This window comes from Mesorhizobium sp. WSM4850, assembly GCF_055811735.1.
This window is the reverse complement of the sequence record NZ_JBVVPV010000014.1, coordinates 1-20082: the sequence shown is the minus strand read 5'-3', so window position 1 is coordinate 20082 and position 20082 is coordinate 1. Positions and strand designations below refer to the sequence as shown.

The following is a 20082-nucleotide window of genomic DNA, read 5'->3' as shown; positions in this document are numbered from 1 at the left end:
GATGACGACATTGCTTTCACCATTGCTCGATCCGGAGGCCCGGCATGTGCTCGACCTTGACCGGCAGGCGGCCGCCCCGCCATTCGAAGCCGGCACGCCTGAAGAGGCGTGCCGCGCCTATGAGGAGGGCGTTCCGGCACTCCAGGGCGAGCGCGAGCCGGTCGGCTCATTGACCGAGCGCACCATCAACGGACCCGGCGGCCCGTTGACGCTCAGAATCTATCGCGGACAGGGCGCGGTCGGAGCCGCTGCCCCGGCGCTGCTCTATCTGCATGGCGGCGGCTGGGTGATCGGCAATCTCGAGTCGCATGACGAGATCTGCCGCTGGCTTGCGAATATGGCGGCCTGCGTCGTCGTCTCTCCCGACTACCGGCTGGCGCCGGAACACAAATTTCCGGCGGCCATCGAAGATTGCCGCACCGTACTTTCCTTCATGCAGGGCGGCGCGGGCGATCTCGGCATCGACGCCGAACGGATCGCTGTCGCCGGCGACAGTGCCGGCGGCAATCTCGCTACCGTGCTTTGCCTGCTTGCGCGCGGCGACAAGAAGGCGCCGGTGGCGCAGCTGCTGTTCTATCCGAACACGGACGCCTCGCAGGCGGCGGACAGCTATCGCCGCTTTGCCGACGGTTATGGCCTGACTTCGGCGACCATGGCCTGGTTCCGCGACCACTATATCAACCATGCTGGCGATATTGATGACTGGCGCGTGTCGCCGCTCAAGGCCGCAAGCCTTGCCGGCGCAACGCCGGCTTTTGTCGCAATCGCCGGCCATGATATCCTCGCCGACGAAGGCGAGGCCTACGCGAAGCGTCTGGAAGATGACGAGGTGCCGGTCGTTCTGCGGCGCTGGCCCGGCCAGATCCACGGCTTCGTTTCGATGGGCCGCCATGGTCCGGCGGCGCGGCAAGCGGTCGGCGCGGCAGTTGCCGCATGGCGCGGCTTCGATCCTGTGTTTGGAAACGCTCAGGCCGACTGACGCATGACCAGCGTCGCGTCGAGACTGACCTTGCGTGCAACTGTCGCGTCGTCCTCATCCAGCAAGGCCAGCAGCGTCTCGACGCTGCGTCCGGCCATCGAAGCGAAGTCCTGCGCCATGGTGGTGAGGGCAGGGCAGGTGTAGCGGCTCAGCGGATGGTCGTCATGGGCTGCGACCCGCAGGTCGCAATCGCCCTTGCGGCCGACCTTGCGGCCTTGCGAGTAGGCGGCGGCCATCACGCCGAAGGCGAGACGGTCGTTGGCGCACAGAATGGTCTTGCCCGGCAGACCGCCACGCGCGAGCATCGCTTCCATCTGCTGGTAGCCGATCCGTTCGAAATCCCAAGTGTAGTCATAAGGGGTGCCGATGAGCACCGGCTCATGCCCGAGCCGCTGCATGGCGCCGACATAGCTGTTCAGGCGCTCGCGCGAATTGTGGTTGACGTGCGGGATGTCGAAATAGACCGGGGCGTCACCGGAGCGGCAGAGATAATCGACGATGGTCGAGACGCTCTGGCTGTTGTTGTTGCCGACGAACGGCGTGTCGCCCTCGAGATAAGTGTCGAAATAGACGATCGGTATGGTCTGTGTCAGCTTCTCCAGCGTGCGCTCGTCGGAGCGCAGGCCGAGCGGCGCGATCAGCGCGCCGGAAACTTTCAGGGAAAGAATGGTTCGTGTCGCTTCCACTTCGAGCTCGCGCAAGCCGTGCGAGGAGATCACGATCGGCCAGTAGCCTTCGTCGCGCAGCCTGAGTTCGATGCGGCTGACCATTTCCGAATAGAAGGGATCGGCGAGCGTCGGCACGACAATGCCGATGCTGCGGGTCCGCTTGCGGTTGAGGTTGCGCGCAAAGAGATTTGGCTGGTAGTCGGACGAGCGCAGCGCCACTTCGATCCGCTGACGTGTCGCCGGCTTGACGCTGGTCGGATCGTCGAAGTATTTCGACAGTGTCGGCCTGGAGACACCACAAGAGCGAGCAAAATCCTCCATCGTCTTGTGCGTCATCGACATCAAAACCCCCGAATGCAAGGCGAAACTTTACAGAAAAATTGCATAGTTTCCATGCGTAAATTTATTAATTGACGCGAAAAAGCACAAGCCGTATTCACTTGCAGTGGGCGAATTCGAGGGATTCCGCGAGATGAAGAAGCTGGTCGGTGCCGGCGAGATTCTGGTCGAAATCATGGCCGAGCGGATCGGCCAGAGCTTTCTCGAGCCTGGTCCGCTGCTTGGACCTTACCCGTCGGGCGCGCCCGCGATCTTCATCGGCCAGGCGGCGGCGCTCGGCCAGCCGGCCGGTCTCATCGGCGCCGTCGGCGACGACGATTTCGGCAGGCTGAACATCGATCGGCTGCGGGCACTGGGCGCCGACGTGTCGGCGATCGCGGTTCACCCGGGCCATGCGACGGGCACGGCCTTCGTCACCTACCGCGCCGACGCCACCCGGCATTTCGTCTTCAACATCCGCAACAGCGCCTCCGGCCTGATCGAGACAAACGCGGCGGCGACAAAGCTGCTCGCCGGTGCCGATCATGTCCATGTCATGGGTTCGTCGTTGTTTTCCGACCGCGCCATCGCGGTGGCGCTATCGGCGATCGAGACGGTCAAGGCCAAAGGGGGAACCGTGTCCTTCGATCCGAACATCCGCCGCGAGATCATGCAGGCATCCGGCATGCGCGAAGCACTCGACCAAGTGCTGGCGCAAGCCGACATCTTCCTGCCGAGTGGCGAGGAGCTCTTCCTGTTTTCATCCGCCAAGGACGAGAAGCGTGCAGTCGACGAACTGCTGGCCCGCGGCCTGTCCTGCATCGTCCTGAAGAAAGGCGCCGCCGGCGCCGTCTATCATGATCATCACGGTGCGGTCGCCTCGTCCGGCTTTGCCGTCGACGAGGTCGATCCGACCGGCGCGGGCGATTGCTTCGGTGCTGCTTTCGTCTCGTTCTGGCTGCGCGGGGCGGCTCCTGCCGAAGCCCTGCGGATCGCCAATGCCTGCGGCGCGCTTGCCGTCACCCGCAAGGGGCCGATGGAAGGCATTTTCCCGCTTGAAGCGGTCGAGGCCTTCATTGCCACGGGGAACACGCAGTGAGTGACGCGACGCGAAGGTTTGCGAACATTGCGGCCCGACGCGCCGCAGGCGAGAGAAGCGGCATCGCCTCGGTCTGCTCGGCGCATCCGCTGGTCATCGAGGCTGCCCTGCGCCATGGTGCGGCGCGGCACGCGGATGTGCTGATCGAGGCCACCTGCAACCAGGTCAACCACGAGGGCGGCTACACCGGGATGACGCCTGCGGGGTTCCGCAGCTTTGTCGAGGCGCATGCGCTGAAAGCGGGTTTCCCAGTCGATCGCCTGATCCTCGGCGGCGATCATCTCGGGCCCAATCCGTGGAAGCACATGGCTGCCGCCGCCGCGATGAAGAAGGCTGCGGCGATGATCGATGCCTATGCGAGCGCCGGCTTCACCAAAATGCATCTGGATACGAGCATGGCCTGCGCCGACGATCCAGCCGTGCTTGCCGATGAAACGATCGCCGCGCGCGCGGCTGAACTTGCTGAAATCGCCGAGGCGGCGGTCGAGCGGGCAGGCGGCGAAAAACCGGTCTACGTCATCGGCACCGAAGTGCCGGTGCCGGGCGGTGCGCTGGAGGCGCTCGACGACCTGCAAGTGACTGCGCCCGCGGATGCCTTGCGCACCGTCGAGATCCACGCGCGAGCGTTTTCCCGCGCCGGGCTCGAAGCCGCATTTGGCCGTGCGGTCGGTGTCGTCGTCCAGCCCGGCGTCGAGTTCGGCAACACCGAGATCGTGCCCTATGCACCGGCCAAGGCGACTGAACTGGTGGCTGTGCTCGACCGTATGCCGCAATTGGTATTTGAGGCGCATTCAACCGACTACCAGCCGGCCGAAGCGCTCAATGCTCTCGTTCGCGACGGTTTTGCCATCCTCAAGGTCGGCCCCTGGCTGACCTTCGCGCTCCGCGAAGCGCTGTATGGGCTCAGCCATATCGCCGATATCCTCGCGCCGGACTTTTCGCGCGAAAGCCTGCCTGCCGCGATGGAACGCATCATGCTGGCGTCGCCGGACAATTGGCAGCGATACTATCCGGGCACGCCGGACGAGCAGCGCGTGCAGCGGCATTTCTCGTTCAGCGACCGCATCCGCTATTACTGGCCGACGCCGGAGGCGCAGCGCGCAACAAGGACGCTGCTGGACGTATTGGGCGAGAAGGATATACCCCGGCCGCTGATCAGCCAGTATCTGGGGCAGCTCGACGCCGAGGTTGCGGCAGGCCGGGTCAAGCCCCTCGCTCACGAGCTTCTGATCGGCAGCATCACCCGTGTCCTCGATATCTACGCGGACGCGACGGGACATTAGGGATCGCGCTGCCGGAAAGTCGGCATCCGCCTAAATCCGCCCCATAATACGTCCGATATCGACGCTGTTTCGAAAAGGTGGTCGCCGCAATTTACAGCTAACATGTTAGTGTGCTAGTATTGCTTGCACATCGACATCCGGAGAAAATAGTGGCCTCGCGCTTTGGTCTTTCGGTTGCCCTCGCCACGCCATTCGATGCGTCCGGGCAAATCGCCATCCTTCCCATGATCACGCAGGCCCGGGCTTGCCTTGGCGCCGGCTGCAGCAGCGCCACGCTGTTCGGCACCACCGGGGAAGGCGCCTCGGTGGGCACGGGAGAACGGCGGATCGTCACCGAGGCCATGCTGGCCGCCGGCATTCCGGCACATCGGCTCGTCGCCGGCGTGCTGGTCGATGCGGCCGAAGACGCCGCCGAACAGGCGCGGCAAGCCTTGCAGTGTGGCGTCCGCAACATCCTGCTGGCTCCGCCGAGCTACTTCAAGAATGTCGGCGAGGACGGGCTGTTCGGATGGTTTTCTGCTGTCTTCGCAGCGCTCGGGCCGCTGGCTCGCGGCATCCTCCTCTACAACATCCCCTCTGTCACCATGGTGCCGCTCCCGCTTACCCTGATCGGTCGGCTGTGTGCGGCCTTCCCCGGCGTGATCGCCGGTGTCAAGGATTCGGGTGGCGACTGGAGTTACAGCGAGGCGCTGCTGAGAGCCCATGGCGACATGGTGATCCTGATCGGCGACGAGCGGCACCTGGCCAGAAGCGTGCGCCAGGGCGGGCAGGGCGCCATTTCCGGCATGGCCAATTTCGTCACCGGCGAAATCCGCGCCATGGCCGAGGATGGGCGCGACGATGCCCGTGTCGAGAGCTTCGTGCTCGAATTGCTTAGATATTCGGTCATCCCGGCGGTGAAGGTCATGGTGGCGCGCAAAACCGGCGACGAGCGCTGGCTGGCGGTCCGTCCGCCGCTGGAGCCGATCGGTTCGCAGGGGCGGCAACAGCTTGCTGCCGCCTATGACAGGCTGTTTGCGACAGAGCCGGCCTGACCGGCAAAGGGAAGCGCGCTGAAATGGACGACAGCAGCGAACCGGCAACCCTCAGGGAAAGAGCTTATGCCAGCTTCACGCGGCATTTGCTGGCCCGCGATCTGCGGCCGGGACAGTTCGTGTCACAGCGCGAACTGGTTGCCTTTACCGGGCTGCCGCTAGGCGCCATCCGTGAGATCGTGCCGCGTCTCGAAGCCGAGGGGCTTTTGATGACCATCCCGCAGCGCGGCATGCAGATCGCCCATATCGACATCAACCTGATCCGCGAGGCCTTCCAGTTTCGCCTGTTCATGGAGCGTGAGGCGGTGGCGCTGTTCACCGTCAACGCCTCCGACGCCGTGCTCGCCGGCCTGCGGCGCGAACATGAGGACATGCTGGCTCAAGCCTTGTCGCAGACGCCGACGCCGGAAATGGAAGCCAAGGCCCAGAACATCGATTGGGCCATGCACGACACCTTCATCGATGCGCTGGGCAACGAGATCATCGCCAAGGCGTATCTGGTCAATTCGGTAAAGATCAGGCTGATCCACCAGGAGCGTTTCCGCATCGATGGGCGCGTCGTGCCGGTGATGCAGGAGCACCTGACGGTGATCGAAGCGCTCGAGAGCCGCGATCCGCAAAAGGCGGTCGAGGCGATCAGCCGGCATATCGACAATGCGCGCCGGTTGGCGCTCCAGATCTGAGGACGTATGGTTCGCGGCTGCCGCGAGACTATCAACAACGACAGCAACCCAAGGGAGGAAGAAATGTCGTCCAATCCGTTCAAGCCAACGAGAAGGCAAGTCCTTGCAGGAACCACGGCGCTCGCCGCCGCGGGCCTGGCCGGCCTTCGCCCGAGCTTTTCCGCCAGCGTCGACTGGAAGCGCTTTGCCGGCACCACGCTCGACGTCAATCTGGTGAAAAGCCCGCGCAGCGACACCATCCTGAAATACATCGCCGAATTCGAGGAACTGACCGGCATCAAGGTCAATGCCGAGGCGACGCCGGAACAGCAGCAGCGGCAGAAGACGGTGATCGAGCTCAGCTCCGGCAGACCGAGCTTCGATGTCGTGCATTTGAGCTATCACGTGCAGAAGCGCCAGTTCGAAAAGGGTGGCTGGCTGGCCGACATCGCCGGCTATCTCGCCGATCCGACGCTGACCGATCCCGGCCTGGTCGAAAGCGATTTCGCCGAGGCCGGCATGCTTTTCGCCAAGGACAACCAGGGCGTGCTGCGTTCGCTGCCCTTCTCGGTGGACTACTGGATCGTCTACTGGAACAAGGAGCTGTTCGAGGCCAAGGGCCTCAAATACCCTGAATCGTTCGACCAGCTGGTAGCCGCCGCCGAAGCGCTGACCGATCCATCGACCAACACGTTCGGTTTCGTCGCCCGCGGCCTCAAGAATGCCAACACGCCGGTGTGGACGTCGCTGATGCTCGGCTACGACATGACGCCGCTCGACGACAAGGGAAAGCTGCGCACCGAAACGCCCGAGGCGATCGAGGCCGCTGCCCTCTACCAGAGGCTGATGACCAAGTCCGCCCCTCCGGGCGTCACCGGCTTCAATTGGGCGGAAGCGCAGTCCGCCTTCCTGCAGGGCAAGATCGGCATGTGGTTCGATGGCGTCGGTTTTGCCCCGCCGATGGAAAATCCCGAAAAGTCGCGCGTGGTCGGCAAGGTCGGCTATGGCGTCATGCCCAAGGGGCCCAAAGCGCATGCCTCCGGGACGTTTGGCGACGGCCTCGGCGTGACCGCCTCCAGTGAAAAGAAGGAAGCCGCCTATCTGTTTTGTCAGTGGGCGGTTTCCCCGGCGATGGGCGCACGCCTGCTCCAGGCCGGCGCCGGCGTGCCGTTCCGCAAGTCGGTGCTGGAAGATCCCAAGGTGCGCGAAGGCGTCACCATGCCGGCAAGCTGGCTCGATGCGGTGGTTCAGTCCGGCAATATCAGCAGGCTGGCGCTGCCGGTGATCATCCCGGTCACCGAGTTCCGCGACATCTACGGCGTGGCGTTGACCAACATGATTGCCGGTGCCGATCCTGCCGAAGAGCTGAAGAAGGCCACCGTACAGTTCCAGCCGGTTCTCGACAGGAGCGAGCAGGGCTGATGTCCGCCATTGCCCCAGAACGCACCGGGGCGACGACTGAACAGGCCATCGAAGGGAGCCAGACGATTCGGCTGGCTCCCAACTACTGGCCCTTCGTCGTTCCGGCGCTCGTCGTCGTTAGCGCCGTGATCGTCTTTCCCTGGGCGTTCACGCTCTGGATGAGCGTCAACCGCTGGACGCTTGGCCAGTCGCGGAGCTTTGCCGGGATGGAAAACTATCTCCGTCTGGCCAGCGACCCGCGATTCTGGGAATCGCTTGTTCATACGTTGACCTACACCTCGCTGTCGGTGGCAGCGCCGATGTTCCTGGGCACCGTCGCCGCCCTGATCTTCGACGCCAGGTTTCCGCTGCGAGGCCTGCTGCGCGGCGTCTTCGTCATGCCGATGATGGCAACGCCGGTTGCCGTGGCGCTGGTCTGGACCATGATGTTCCATCCCCAGCTCGGTGTGCTCAACTACCTTCTGTCGCTGGTCGGCATCCCGGCGCAGGAATGGATATTCAACGCCAACACGGTCATCCCTTCGCTGGTCGCGGTCGAGACCTGGCAGTGGACGCCGCTGGTGATGCTGATCGTGCTGGGCGGGCTGGCCTCGGTGCCGCGCGAGCCGTTCGAGAGCGCCGAGATCGATGGCGCCAATGCCTGGCAGCAATTCCGCTACCTCACTTTGCCGATGATCGCGCCGTTCCTGATGATTGCGTTGATCATCCGCACCATCGATGCGCTGAAGAGCTTCGACATCATCTATGCGATGACCCAGGGCGGGCCGGGCACGGCGTCCGAAACCATCAACATCTATCTCTACAACACCGCCTTCTCCTATTACGACATCGGCTATGGCTCGGCCATGGCCGTGGTGTTCTTCATTGTCATCGTGGCGCTGTCCTTCATCCTCCTGATGCTGCGCCAGCGCTCGCAGTGGAACGACGCGGAGGGCAAATAGATGAGCTCACGATTGCTCAACCAGATCGGCCTGTTTTTCGCGGCTCTGGTCATCGTCTCGCCGGCGATTCTTTTCTTTCTCTGGATGATCTCGCTTTCGCTGAAATTCGAGATCGACAACGGCGCCTATCCGCCGATCCTGATCCCCGAACGCTTCGCCTGGTCGAACTATGTAAAGGTGTTCGAGGAGAACAATTTCCTGCTCTATCTCTGGAATTCGGTTCTGGTCACCGGCACGGCGACACTGCTGGCGCTGCTGATCGGCGTACCGGCCGGCTATGGCATAGCGCGGCTCAAGGCCGAAAAATCGGCGGTCGTCATCATGATCGCCCGCATGACGCCGGGGCTGTCCTATCTCATCCCGCTGTTTCTGCTGTTCCAATGGATCGGGATACTCGGCACGCTCTGGCCGCAGATCATCATCCACCTGGTGGTGACGGTGCCGATCGTGGTCTGGGTGATGATCGGCTATTTCGAAACCACGCCGATGGAACTGGAAGAGGCGGCCAATATCGACGGCGCCAGCTCCTGGCAGGTGTTCCGGCTGGTCGCCCTGCCCATCGCCAAGCCGGGCATCGTTGTCGCCTTCATCCTGTCGGTCATCTTTTCGTGGAACAATTTCGTCTTCGGCGTGGTGCTCGCCAGCCGTGAGACGCGGACGCTGCCGGTCGCCGTCTACAACATGCTTTCCTACGAGCAGGTGAGCTGGGGGCCGCTCGCCGCCGCCGCACTGGTGGTGACGCTGCCGGTGCTGGTGCTGACCATGTTCGCGCAAAAGCAGATCGTCGCGGGACTGACCGCCGGCGCGGTCAAGGGCGGCTGAAGACGCACTCCAGCTCGACATCAATTTTTCTCCCGGAGAAATCCAATGGCATCGGTAACCATCAACAACGTGCAGAAGGCTTTCGGAGCCACCAAGATCATTCACGACGTCAGTGTCGATATCGCCGACGGCGAATTCGTCATCCTGGTCGGCCCGTCGGGATGCGGAAAGTCGACGCTGCTGCGCATGATCGCCGGACTTGAAACGATCTCTGGCGGCAAGATCACCATCGGCGAGCGTATGGTCAACAATCTGCGGGCGCGGGACCGCAACATCGCCATGGTGTTCCAGAACTATGCGCTCTATCCGCATATGACGGTGGCCGACAATATGGGCTTTGCCCTCAAGATCAAGAAAGCCGATCCCGCCGATACCGCTGGCCGCGTCAAGAATGCCGCCAATATCCTCGGCCTGGAAAAGTTGCTTGAGCGCTATCCGCGTCAGCTCTCCGGCGGCCAGCGCCAGCGCGTCGCCATGGGCCGCGCCATCGTGCGCGACCCGCAGGTCTTCCTGTTCGACGAGCCGCTCTCCAATCTCGACGCCAAGCTGCGCGTCCAGATGCGCGGCGAGATCAAGGCGCTGCACCAGCGGCTCGGCACTACCACGATCTATGTCACGCATGACCAGATCGAAGCCATGACGATGGCCGACAAGATCGTCGTGCTGCATGACGGCCTGGTCGAGCAGATCGGCGCGCCGCTCGACCTTTACGACCAGCCGGCCAATCTCTTCGTTGCCGGCTTTATCGGTTCACCCGCCATGAATTTCATTGCCGGCCGCATCGAGGAAGGCGTGTTCCGCAGCGTCGGCGGGCTGATCCTGCCGCTGCCGGACGGCGCCCGCCCGACCGACGCTGCAGGACGCGAACTTGTCTACGGCATCCGCCCCGAGCACATCCGCGCAACTCCCCAGGGCATGCCGGGCACGGTCACGCTTCTGGAAGCCACGGGTTCGGAAATCTTCGCCAAGGTCGACTGCGCCGGCGAGGAAATTGCCTGCCTGTTCCGCGAGCGGCTGCCGCTCAAGCAGGGCGCGGCGATAGGGATCGAAGTCGATCGCGCCTGCGCCCACCTGTTCGACGCGAAAACAGGTCGGCGTATGTGATGGCGTGGCCTGCTCGGCGGGTGCGCTGACGCGAAGACGATATTCACGCAAAAGCGCCGTAGTACCAAGTGCGGCGCCTGTCGCCAAACGCGTTTCCACCGACAATAACGTGCCTGATGGCGCTGGACAGAACGGTCATGCCCGAACTATCGGCCGCTCGAGAGCCTTGTGAGAAGCGCGACCAGCTCCGACTGCCGATGCGTCTGCGTCTTCGCGAAGACCGATTTCAGCTGGTTGCGCCCGGTCTCATAGGAAACGCCAAGTTCGTCGGCTGCCGCTTCAACGCCGTGTCCCGAGCAAATCTTTCTCGCCAGCCTCGCTTCGGACGCTGTCAGCCTGAAGCAGGACTGCAGCACGGCTTCGGCAGGAGGAGGTCTCGCGTCAGGATCAATGAGGATGACGATTGCTTGGCACGGCGCCAGCGCGTTGTAGGAGACTTTCGGCAGTCGCAAGGGATAGGCAAGGAGCGGCCGCCCTTGCAGTCTGGGCAGTGGCACGGGTGGCATGGATGCGGCCGTGTCCGGCGAACACAGCAGCGCTTTCAGCGATCGGTCGAGAGCATCTGTCGCGGTTCGGTCAAAGTAGACCAGACGCCGGCGCGTAATCTGCAGGCTTCGCCCCAGAAGCCTTTCCGCCGGAGCATTGGACCGGAGGACATTGCCGCTCCTATCCAACATGACGGCAGGCGTTTCGGTGGCGCTAAACGCATCCAGTGCCGCGTCGGCCCTCCCGAAACCGATTGCCCGCGCAACTGCGGCCACAGAGCCCAGCTGTTTCGAAAGGTCCGCCAGCTGTCTCATTTCGTCTGGCGTGAACGGGCCCTGTTGGATCGACCTCTGCAGCGACAGTGCCCAGAAGTCGTCGCCTGCAGCGATCTTGACGGCCGCGCACCATCGCAGGCCGAAAGGCGCGAGGAATTCCTGGTAGTATGGATGCTTGGCGATATCGTCTGACGTCAGGAGGTCGAACTCCGAGGTGACCCCTTTCCGATCGAGGAAGTTGATGAGGCGATACCGCTCGTCGCGGTCAATCCAACCATCGCGGACATAGGTGTCGAGAGCAGGGGCCATGTTGCGGCTGCAAGGCACGAGTGGCAGGTGCCCTTTTATGTCGAAGAGCAGCGGTCCGGCGCTCCCGGTGGCCTTTTCTGCCACCTCCATCGCGGAATCCCAGCGTGATGGATCGAGGGCTGCCTCGACAAAGGCAACACCGATCGCGTCAAAATCGAAAGCAGCGCCCACCGCCAGCCCCTTGGTAGGCACCTATCTAAACATACTGAATCTTGGATAGCGAGTCGGACCGCCTCGGGGCCGCCCGCGATCGTGATGCAACTTGGCGGCGCTTGCCGCCAGGAGAATTGGTGTTTTTTTGGGCGATGTTGAAAAGCGATGCCTGAACCGGAACGGCGACCTCATCTGCTTTTGCGACCTTATCGCCGCAGCCCGCTGCGTTTCTGGCCCTCGCCACTGCTCCTCCGCCGCCGCGGTGAACTGCGGAGCCTGCATCCGTCCAATGCACCCAGTCTTCAGCTTGCGTCTGGGGTTGGCCAGGAAATCGCCGACAACCTCCGATCCGCAAGGGTCGGAATCGATCACATCGTGCCCAATCCCGCGAAGCACGACGACCTGCCCAAAAGGAAGGCTTTTGGCCGCACGATATGCCCAGTGAGTTGGTGTTGCCGGATCATACTCGCCCGCCAACAGCAGGGTCGGGATATCCAGGCGGCGGGGATGCTTTTGCGAAACCGTCGTTCCCTGGGGAAACCAAAGCGGGCAAACCCAGGTATAGTCGGCCTCTCCGATCCACTTCGTCCAGTATTCGAGGCGCTTGTCAGGCAACTCGGATCTGTTGGTCGCAGAGCAAGTGACAGAAAAATCCATGCCCTGGGCAATCTCTGTATCGTCATGCTCAAATATCATTTCCGCAAGCGGTCTGAAATCGTTTTCGTATGTTTTCTCGACTAGCTTTGGAAGATCTTCGATAGCGTAACGATCATATAGCAGCCCGAATATAAGCTCAAGAAAATCCGCGCCGGAGACATATCTGTACTGAGCGGGAGCGTTTTCTCCGTCGTCGCTCCGCAAAAGCACCGGCTGTTTGTCCAACTGCTTTACGATCGCTCGCACCGCGTCTCCCAGTCCGCGCATGCAATTTTTTGATTTTTGGCAATCTTGTTCCAGCAGTCGCAAGGAACGATCCAGATTTCGCCCGTCTTCCTTGAGGTAGTCGATATCAAGGGGAAGAACGGAATCCAGAATGCTCGCCGAGACGCCCTCTGGATGCTCGTTCATCAATTCCAAGGCAACTCTTGTGCCGTAAGAGACGCCGTAGAGTACCCACTTCTTTATGCCAAGAGCCATGCGAACGTCGTTGACGTCTGCTGCATTTTCGGCGGTGTTGTAGGCGAAGAGGTCAATGCCCTTTGCTATCAGCGCGCTTCGGCACGCGACCACCTCATCTCTCATGAGCTTGTCAAAGCTGATTTCAGCATCGACGCTTAGCGAAATGGAGTTCCAATGATCGGCCTTGAAGTATCGCGAACAGCTCAGCCTGGGAATTGACTTGCCTATCCCTCGTTGGTCGACCACGACCACTCGGCGCCCGATCATCCAATTTTGATCACTTATGAACTGCCACCATGCCTCGATGTCTTCCCTGTCGCCAATATCGGTGGGCTGGCCAGGCCCGCCCGTGAGAAACACAATGGGCTCATGCCGCTCGCGGTCGGGTTCGAAGACCACCACCGATAGAGTGATCTCAGTCCCAGAAGCTTTTTTGCGGTTTTCAGGGACATTGAGAGTCCCGCACGTCATTCCACGGTCGCGCGGAACTTCGAACCAGCAATTCGTTTTCTTGAACTCTCCGGCATGGATATCCCCGCTCCACGCGCAAAAGAGAAGTACAGCTGACGCGAGCTTAAAGAGTACTCGATCCAGATTGATGAACATACGTCGAAAAGAGGCGCGCATGTTGCCCTCCAGCATGAAGCAAGGCCTGAGGCAGTCGCTCGCCACCCACTGAGCTTTGACATCAGCGCGGTCGTAGGAATGATCGTAGTTTCCCCCTGCCCCACCAATTGCCAAGTGCGATTTTGCTCGCAGCAAGCTACCCCTCATCGATAATAGAGTGGTTCCATGGGCCGCGCATGACCCATTTGGGTATAGGATCATGGCGACAGTGGCGTGAGGGCAGTTGTCACCGTTGCCGTACCCCTGAGCCTGTGGAGCGCGCCGACTTACTCCTTCGGCGGCGGCAGCAATCCAGGGCTGTCGTGATGAGATCGCCGTCGCATTCGGGTTAGTGCATGCCGACGAGATCGTCGGCATGCACGCGATTGCGAATCCCACAATGCGCTTTGCCTGGAACGCTATCGCGACGGGCATAAGAAGAAGAAATGCCGCAGCGATGGAACGACCAACAATTATCGTGGTCACAACCGTTTCACGTTAACCATTAGGAAACGACGGGCTGGTTAAATGAGTTTCCCCAAGGGGCATAAATATGGCACTTCACCTTTCGGCAGATGCGGTTCCTGTGGCGGCGGCCCCACAGAAGTATCTTTTTGGTCCGGTCGCTGACTTTCTCATGCTTGGCGGGAGCGCGTTCCTCATCCTGCCGGTCTTGTTTTTTGTCCCTCTTAAATACGAAGGTTTCGTGGGCGCAACGATGTTGTTGCTGGCTCATCTGATAAACCATCCGCACTTTGCCCACTCTTATCAACTTTTCTATCGCAATTTCGGGCGGAAGGTGCGCGGAGACGGATATGACAAGAACCTTCAGGTCCGTTACATCTTCGCGGGCGTTGTCGTCCCGCTGATCATGGGCGGTTTTTTTGCTTACGGTTCAATAGCGGGGAATGCGCGCCTGCTGGGGTATGCCGGCAATGCGATGGCCTTTTTTGTGGGCTGGCACTATGTCAAGCAAGGCTACGGCATGCTGATGGTAGACGCCGTATTGAAGCGCAGGTTCTTCAACGAGCAAGACAAGAAAGTGCTGCTGTTCAACGGCTATGCCGTATGGCTGTTCGCCTGGCTTCAGACAAACGCGGTGATCACCGAAAGGCAATTCTGGGGCTTGGACTACTACACATTTGCCGCCCCCTCATGGGTCACCAATATTGCCGTATTTGCCGCCGCCGCTTCCACGGCAGCCACGGTCGTGATGCTGATCAATCGCTGGCGCAAGCATGGTGGCACGCTACCGTACAACGGCGTCGTCGCTTACGTCGTGTCTCTATACGCCTGGATTCTATTTGTGAGGATAAACCCGCTCTGGCTCCTTGTGGTGCCGGCGCTCCATTCGTTGCAGTACCTGGCGGTGGTCTGGCGTTATCAGACCAATGTAGAGCTCGACCGTTCAGATGCTGTTATAGAGCCCGAATTCAAGGTCCTGTCCATTATTGGTCCGATGTATAGGTTGCGAGTGCTGGGCTTTATCATCATTGGTAGTATTCTTGGGATTCTCGGTTTCTGGCTGGTCCCGATCGCGTTGTCTGCTTTGATTCCTTATAATAAAGAGGTGCTCGGCTCGTCGCTGTTTCTCTTCATAGCGTGGATATTCATCAACGTGCACCACTACTTTCTGGATAACGTTATGTGGCGACGAGGCAATCCAGAGGTATCAAAATATCTGTTCCGCTAGTCACTTGCCGCGGCAATCTTGTGATGGCCACAGATAGCCGGCCGGTCGGAGCGCCCGCCACATCGGGCGCAAGCATCCGAATTGCACTGCTCGGGCCTATTGCAACGTCCGCGAAAGCGTCTCTCCGATGCCGCAGGCGCTGGTGGCGGTGGTGCCGTTGCTGATCGGTGGCAGCGGCCTCGTCCTAATTTCAGTGCTGCTGCTGGTTTTCGCTCTTGCCACGGCTATGGTCGTGAAAAATCCGCTCATGCTGCCCGCGGTGGCTTCGCCGTAGCCCGACAGAATCACGCCGCCCGCCAAACCGCCTCCCGCTCTAACCCGATACACCCGAGTCATAACGCCGCGTCCGCCACCGGTTTTGCCCCGTTTACGGCGATGGCTCGCTAAGTAATTGAATAGCGTGGTGATCCCGACAGGAATCGAACCTGTGACCTACAGATTAGGAATCTGCCGCTCTATCCTACTGAGCTACGGGACCACGCGGCCGACACATAACCGCTTCGGATCGTTTCGCCAAGAGGCGCTCTGTACCCAATCAACCGGTTTCGACAATGGCCGATGAAGCATAGCCGTCGAGAGGCCTCTGCTCACAATTCGAAATTGCATCCTCGTCGGCCTACGATTGAACCACGAGTGTGGACTGCAAACATGAGCCGGAAACAGCGGAACTTCGGACCACCGCCGCGCTTTAGTGTGCCGAAGGAGATGCCGCATGAGTGCTACGAAAGAGTTCTTTGAAACCTGGCTGCAGGAGAACGTCGGTAACCTGCCCGCGGAAAGCGAAGTGAGCGTGGCCGTCCTGATTCAGCAATTCGAGCAGGATGCCGACGCGGCTGGCTATGGTCACGAGGTGCGCGAAGACGAGATCGGCGACATCGAAGAGGCCATTGAGAAGGCTCTGAGCAAGGCCAGGACAGGCGAACAGCCGCAGGCTGCCGATCCCGCCGAAGAGAGTGATCTGGCGCCCGTCGTGGAGGCGCTGGAGGTCGACGACCCGAAGAGCGGGCCGTAGCGGTCCCAGGCAACATCGGATGGCAGCCGACCAGCGGTTGCAGCGTCGCATTGGACAATATTATTGCGGGTATCGGAATCGGTATCGCCCTGGGCATTGCCTTGGGTCTTGCGCGGAGGCGGTCCGGTCGGAAGTGACGATCGGAGCATCGCCACGTCCCGGACCCGACCGCCTGGCAGCCATCCCAATCGCAGCGCACCCCTCGGATCAAGTCGCAGGGCGGTTTTATGGCCGATGCATCAAGCGGCCAGCGCCGTCTCCGCGAGCTTCACCCAATAGCTCATGCCGTGCGGGATGACCTCGTCGTTGAAGTCGTAGGCAGGGTTGTGGAGACCGGCGGTGTCGCCATTGCCGATGAAGATGAAGGCGCCCGGCCGCGCTTCCAGCATGTAGGAGAAATCCTCGCCGCCCATCACCGGCTGGATGGCGCGTTGCACCTGTGCCTCGCCGGCGATTTCAGCGGCGACATCGCTGGCAAAGACCGTCTCCTCCGGATGGTTGAAGGTGACGGGATAATTGGCTTTGTAATCGACCTCGATCGTTGCGCCGAAGGCCGCGCCCACGCCCTCGCAGATGGCGCGCACACGCTGCTCAGCCTTCCTGGCGACCTCCTTCTTCAGCGTGCGCACGGTGCCGGCGATCTCGGCGTTCTCGGGAATGACATTGTAGGCGTCGCCGGCGTGGAATTTCGTCACCGACACCACGACAGCCTCGACCGGATCGGTGCTGCGCGAGGCGATCGTCTGCAGAGCGCCGACGAGCTGGCTGGTGATGACGATCGGGTCGATCGTGCCGTGCGGCATCGCCGCATGCCCGCCCTTGCCTTTGACGGTGATGGTGAATTCGGCTGTCGCCGCCATGATCGGGCCCGGCTTGATGGCGAATTGTCCGACCGGCAGGCCCGGCATGTTGTGCATGCCGAACACCTTGGAGATGCCGAAGCGCTCCATCATGCCGTCCTTGACCATCTCGTTGCCGCCGCCGCCGCCTTCTTCGGCCGGCTGGAAGATCACTGCGACGGAGCCGGCGAAATTGCGCGTCTCGGCAAGGTATTTGGCGGCACCGAGCAGCATCGCGGTGTGGCCGTCATGGCCGCAGGCGTGCATCTTGCCAGGAATGGTCGAGGCGTAGGGTTTCCCAGTGATCTCGTTGAGCGGCAGCGCATCCATGTCGGCGCGCAGGCCGATGCTCGTGCCTTCGCCCAAGCGGCCGCGGATGATGCCGACGACACCGGTCTTGCCGAGGCCGGTCACCACGTCGTCACAACCGAAGGCCTGCAGCTTCTCGGTGACGAAGGCGGCGGTCTCGAAGACGTCGAAATTCAGCTCTGGCGTCTGGTGCAGATGGCGGCGCCAGCCGGCGACCTCGTCTTGCATTTCGGCGGCGCGGTTCAGGATCGGCATGATGTTCCATCTCGCTGTTGGAGCAGACGGAATCAGCCTGCTGCTTTGCAATTGTGCCTGCTGTTTTAGAATTGTCATTCAGGCACTTTGCCATCTTGACGTCACATAGGCTAAATAGCACCGCAAGATAGTGATCCGGATAGAGGGACCGGATCACCATGCTGGCGATCGCGTAACAAATCTTACGGAGCCAGAGGCGACTGCGGCAAGAGGCGATTTCGGATTCCACCATGCGGTACAGGCATTTCCTCAAACTAAAGCGCGTCGCGTTTGACCGGGCGACGCGCTTTAGCGTTGTTGTTTTTATGCATGTCGTTATCGCAAAACCGCTGCGCACTTTTGCGCGACATGCATTGCTGGCGTGCGCTGTGGTGCCGGCGCTGGCCGGTTCGGCTCTCGCCAATCCGACGATCGTGTTCGACCTGGAGAATGGCAACATCCTCCAGCACCAGGAGGCTTTCAAGCGCTGGTATCCTGCCTCGCTGACCAAGCTGATGACCGCCTATGTGGCGTTCCGCGCGATTGCCGCCGGCGAGGCCCGGCTCGATTCGCCGATCAAGGTCACCAAGCGTTCCGCCAGCGAGCCGCCGAGCAAGATGGGCTTCAAGCCGGGCTCGGTGATGCGGCTCGATAACGCGCTGAAGATGATGCTGGTCAAATCGGCCAACGACGTCGCCATGGCCGTCGGCGAGAACATCGGCGGTTCGCAGGCGGCTTTCGCCGAACGCATGAACGCCGAGGCGCGCCGGCTCGGCATGAGCGGATCGCATTTCGTCAACCCGAACGGGCTGTTCTCGCCGGACCAGTATACGACGGCGCGCGATCTCGGCTTGCTGGTTATGGCGATCCGCACGGAGTTTCCACAATATGCCTCATGGTTCTCGATTGAGGGCCTGGCCATCGGCAAGAAGCAGATCTCGAATTACAATCTCCTGATCGGCCGCTATCCCGGCGCCGACGGCATGAAGACCGGTTTCGTCTGTCCCTCGGGCTTCAACATGATCGGCTCGGCAACACGCGACGGGCGCACGCTGGTGGCGGTGGTGCTTGGCGAGAAGTCGGCCATCACCCGCGCCGAGACCGTCGCCAGGCTGCTCGACCACGGCTTTGCCACGCCGACACCGGGCTGGCTGACGGTGGCCGCGCTGCCTTCCTATGGCGACACCACATCGATCAACAACCTGAATGACGAGATTTGCAGGAAGAAGCCGGCTAAGGAGCAGTCGGAAGCTCCCCCGGTCGGCGATAAGAATGCGGCAAAATCTCTCTATCGAAAAAAACTCGATCACGCGCCGACATTGGTCGCAGTCGGCCTTGGCGGCGCCACCGGGCCGATACCGAAAGCCATGCTCGATGCATCGGGCGAGGAATATGCCGACGTGCCGCTGCCGAGTTGGCGGCCCGACCTGCCGCCGCCGCCCGGCGCCGAGCCGGCAGTGATCGGTTCCGCCACTGCGGCCCAGGAGCCCGCCAAGGCGGTGAACTAGCCTGATGAGCAGCGGCTTTCCCATCGCAGTCTCGGTGCTGACCGGTTTTCTCGGCGCCGGCAAGACGACGCTGCTCAACCGGCTGCTCAGGGATCCCGCGCTCGCCGACACCGCGGTCATCATCAACGAGTTCGGCGAGGTGGCGATCGACCATCTCCTGGTCGAACAGGCCTCCGACGGGATCATCCAGCTTTCCGACGGCTGTCTCTGCTGCACGGTGCGCGGCGAATTGGTCGACACGCTGGCCGATCTCGTCGACCGGCTACAGACCGGCCGCATCGCCCGCCTTGCCCGCGTTGTCATCGAAACCACCGGCCTGGCCGATCCGGCGCCGGTGCTGCAGTCGATCATGGCGCATCCGGCGCTGGTCGAGGCCTTCCGGCTCGACGGGGTCATCACGCTGGTCGACGCGGTCAACGGCGATGCGACGCTTGACGCCCATGTCGAGGCCGTGAAGCAGGCGGCGGTCGCCGACCGCCTCGTGCTGACGAAAGCCGATCTTGCCACCGATCCGCGCGACGTCGAGGCCCTGCGGGCGCGGCTGCGGCAGATCAATCCGGGTGCCGAGCTGCTCGATGCGGGTGACAGAAGGACCGATGCAGCGGCGCTGTTCGATTGCGGCCTCTACAACCCAGCCACCAAGTCCTCCGACGTGCGGCGCTGGCTGGGCGAGGAAGCCGCCCATGATCACCACCACCATGGTGACCACGGCGACCATGACCACGATCATGACCACCGGCACGATTCCCGGGTGCGCTCCTACTCGCTCGTTCATGAGGGGCCGGTGCCGTTTTCGGCGATCGAGATGTTCCTCGACCTGTTGCGATCAGCACATGGCGAGCGCCTGCTGCGCATGAAGGGCGTCATCGAATTGCTGGAAGACCCTTCGCGGCCACTGGTCGTCCACGGCGTGCAGAAGATCCTGCATCCGCCGGCGCGGCTGCCGTCCTGGCCGGACGGCCAACGCGGCACAAGGCTGGTGCTGATCACGCTCGACATGCCGGAAGATTACGTCCGCCGGCTGTTTGCCGCCTTCACCAACCGGCCGTCGATCGACACACCGGACCGCGCAGCGCTGGAAAACAACCCGCTGGCCATCGCCGGGCGGTGAAGCGGCTGATCTCCCCCTCGAGGGCATATGCGCTAAGATAGTTTTGGCATGGACTGAAATTTGCGCTTTCGTGGTGGCTCACGCCATCGATGTCGC

General features: G+C 61.8%; 18 protein-coding genes and 1 tRNA gene. 14 read left to right on the top strand and 5 right to left on the bottom strand.

The genetic code is table 11. From position 1 onward, the window contains the following. Position 1: 1 nt before the first annotated feature. Positions 2-979, top strand: coding sequence for an alpha/beta hydrolase (locus AC0L2Z_RS15690; protein WP_473628643.1), 978 nt, complete (start codon positions 2-4; stop codon positions 977-979). Here the strand turns inward: AC0L2Z_RS15690 and AC0L2Z_RS15685 are convergent. Then, positions 967-1989, bottom strand: coding sequence for a LacI family DNA-binding transcriptional regulator (locus tag AC0L2Z_RS15685; RefSeq protein ID WP_413468450.1), 1023 nt, complete (start codon positions 1987-1989; stop codon positions 967-969). The genes AC0L2Z_RS15690 and AC0L2Z_RS15685 overlap by 13 nt on opposite strands. A gap of 130 nt (positions 1990-2119) precedes the next feature. On the opposite strand from AC0L2Z_RS15685, the gene AC0L2Z_RS15680 reads away from it, so the two are divergent. From AC0L2Z_RS15680 to AC0L2Z_RS15645, 8 genes are all read left to right on the top strand, one after another. Continuing rightward, entirely contained in the window at positions 2120-3064 is a 945-nt protein-coding gene (locus tag AC0L2Z_RS15680) for a sugar kinase (RefSeq protein ID WP_473628641.1), read from the top strand. Further along, positions 3061-4347, top strand: coding sequence for a D-tagatose-bisphosphate aldolase, class II, non-catalytic subunit (locus tag AC0L2Z_RS15675; RefSeq protein ID WP_473628640.1), 1287 nt, complete (start codon positions 3061-3063; stop codon positions 4345-4347). Before AC0L2Z_RS15680 ends, AC0L2Z_RS15675 begins: the two co-directional genes overlap by 4 nt. A 149-nt stretch (positions 4348-4496) precedes the next feature. Beyond that, positions 4497-5381, top strand: a complete 885-nt coding sequence (locus AC0L2Z_RS15670) for a dihydrodipicolinate synthase family protein (RefSeq protein ID WP_473628638.1) — start codon at positions 4497-4499, stop codon at positions 5379-5381. Positions 5382-5404: 23 nt separating this feature from the next. Beyond that, entirely contained in the window at positions 5405-6064 is a 660-nt protein-coding gene (locus AC0L2Z_RS15665; protein WP_473628637.1) for a GntR family transcriptional regulator, read from the top strand. Between the two features lie 63 nt (positions 6065-6127). Next, positions 6128-7465, top strand: coding sequence for an ABC transporter substrate-binding protein (locus AC0L2Z_RS15660; RefSeq protein WP_473628635.1), 1338 nt, complete (start codon positions 6128-6130; stop codon positions 7463-7465). Next, complete coding sequence (locus AC0L2Z_RS15655) at positions 7465-8406, top strand: carbohydrate ABC transporter permease (protein ID WP_473628634.1); 942 nt, start codon at positions 7465-7467, stop codon at positions 8404-8406. Before AC0L2Z_RS15660 ends, AC0L2Z_RS15655 begins: the two co-directional genes overlap by 1 nt. Beyond that, positions 8407-9228: a carbohydrate ABC transporter permease gene (locus tag AC0L2Z_RS15650; protein WP_023797160.1), complete on the top strand. Its 822-nt coding sequence runs from the start codon at positions 8407-8409 to the stop codon at positions 9226-9228. A gap of 45 nt (positions 9229-9273) precedes the next feature. Continuing rightward, positions 9274-10332, top strand: coding sequence for an ABC transporter ATP-binding protein (locus AC0L2Z_RS15645; RefSeq protein WP_473628632.1), 1059 nt, complete (start codon positions 9274-9276; stop codon positions 10330-10332). 146 nt (positions 10333-10478) lie between these two features. Here AC0L2Z_RS15645 and AC0L2Z_RS15640 read toward each other — a convergent pair whose 3' ends face one another. Next, positions 10479-11573 (bottom strand): helix-turn-helix transcriptional regulator, encoded by a 1095-nt coding sequence (locus tag AC0L2Z_RS15640; RefSeq protein WP_473628631.1) that lies wholly within the window; start codon positions 11571-11573, stop codon positions 10479-10481. A gap of 21 nt (positions 11574-11594) precedes the next feature. Next, positions 11595-13436: an alpha/beta hydrolase gene (locus tag AC0L2Z_RS15635; RefSeq protein WP_473628629.1), complete on the bottom strand. Its 1842-nt coding sequence runs from the start codon at positions 13434-13436 to the stop codon at positions 11595-11597. A gap of 397 nt (positions 13437-13833) precedes the next feature. On the opposite strand from AC0L2Z_RS15635, the gene AC0L2Z_RS15630 reads away from it, so the two are divergent. Together AC0L2Z_RS15630 and AC0L2Z_RS15625 are read left to right on the top strand one after the other, a co-directional pair. Continuing rightward, positions 13834-14973 carry a hypothetical protein gene (locus AC0L2Z_RS15630; protein ID WP_287218410.1) on the top strand — a complete coding sequence of 380 codons (1140 nt, stop codon included), beginning with the start codon at positions 13834-13836 and terminating at the stop codon, positions 14971-14973. Positions 14974-15100: 127 nt separating this feature from the next. Then, on the top strand, positions 15101-15247 hold the full coding sequence (locus tag AC0L2Z_RS15625; protein ID WP_287140264.1) for a hypothetical protein: 147 nt from the start codon (positions 15101-15103) through the stop codon (positions 15245-15247). Positions 15248-15374: 127 nt separating this feature from the next. On the opposite strand, the gene AC0L2Z_RS15620 is transcribed toward AC0L2Z_RS15625, so the two are convergent. Further along, positions 15375-15451: transfer RNA gene (locus AC0L2Z_RS15620), tRNA-Arg, on the bottom strand. A 234-nt stretch (positions 15452-15685) separates the two neighbouring features. Here AC0L2Z_RS15620 and AC0L2Z_RS15615 point away from each other — a divergent pair. Continuing rightward, on the top strand, positions 15686-15985 hold the full coding sequence (locus AC0L2Z_RS15615) for a hypothetical protein (protein ID WP_473628627.1): 300 nt from the start codon (positions 15686-15688) through the stop codon (positions 15983-15985). 239 nt (positions 15986-16224) lie between these two features. Here AC0L2Z_RS15615 and AC0L2Z_RS15610 read toward each other — a convergent pair whose 3' ends face one another. After that, positions 16225-17388: a M20 aminoacylase family protein gene (locus AC0L2Z_RS15610; RefSeq protein WP_473628626.1), complete on the bottom strand. Its 1164-nt coding sequence runs from the start codon at positions 17386-17388 to the stop codon at positions 16225-16227. A gap of 305 nt (positions 17389-17693) precedes the next feature. Here AC0L2Z_RS15610 and AC0L2Z_RS15605 point away from each other — a divergent pair, with 305 nt between their 5' ends. Beyond that, complete coding sequence (locus AC0L2Z_RS15605) at positions 17694-18875, top strand: D-alanyl-D-alanine carboxypeptidase family protein (RefSeq protein ID WP_473628625.1); 1182 nt, start codon at positions 17694-17696, stop codon at positions 18873-18875. Between the two features lie 4 nt (positions 18876-18879). Further along, entirely contained in the window at positions 18880-19986 is a 1107-nt protein-coding gene (locus AC0L2Z_RS15600; RefSeq protein ID WP_473628623.1) for a CobW family GTP-binding protein, read from the top strand. The last annotated feature ends 96 nt before the right edge of the window (positions 19987-20082 follow it).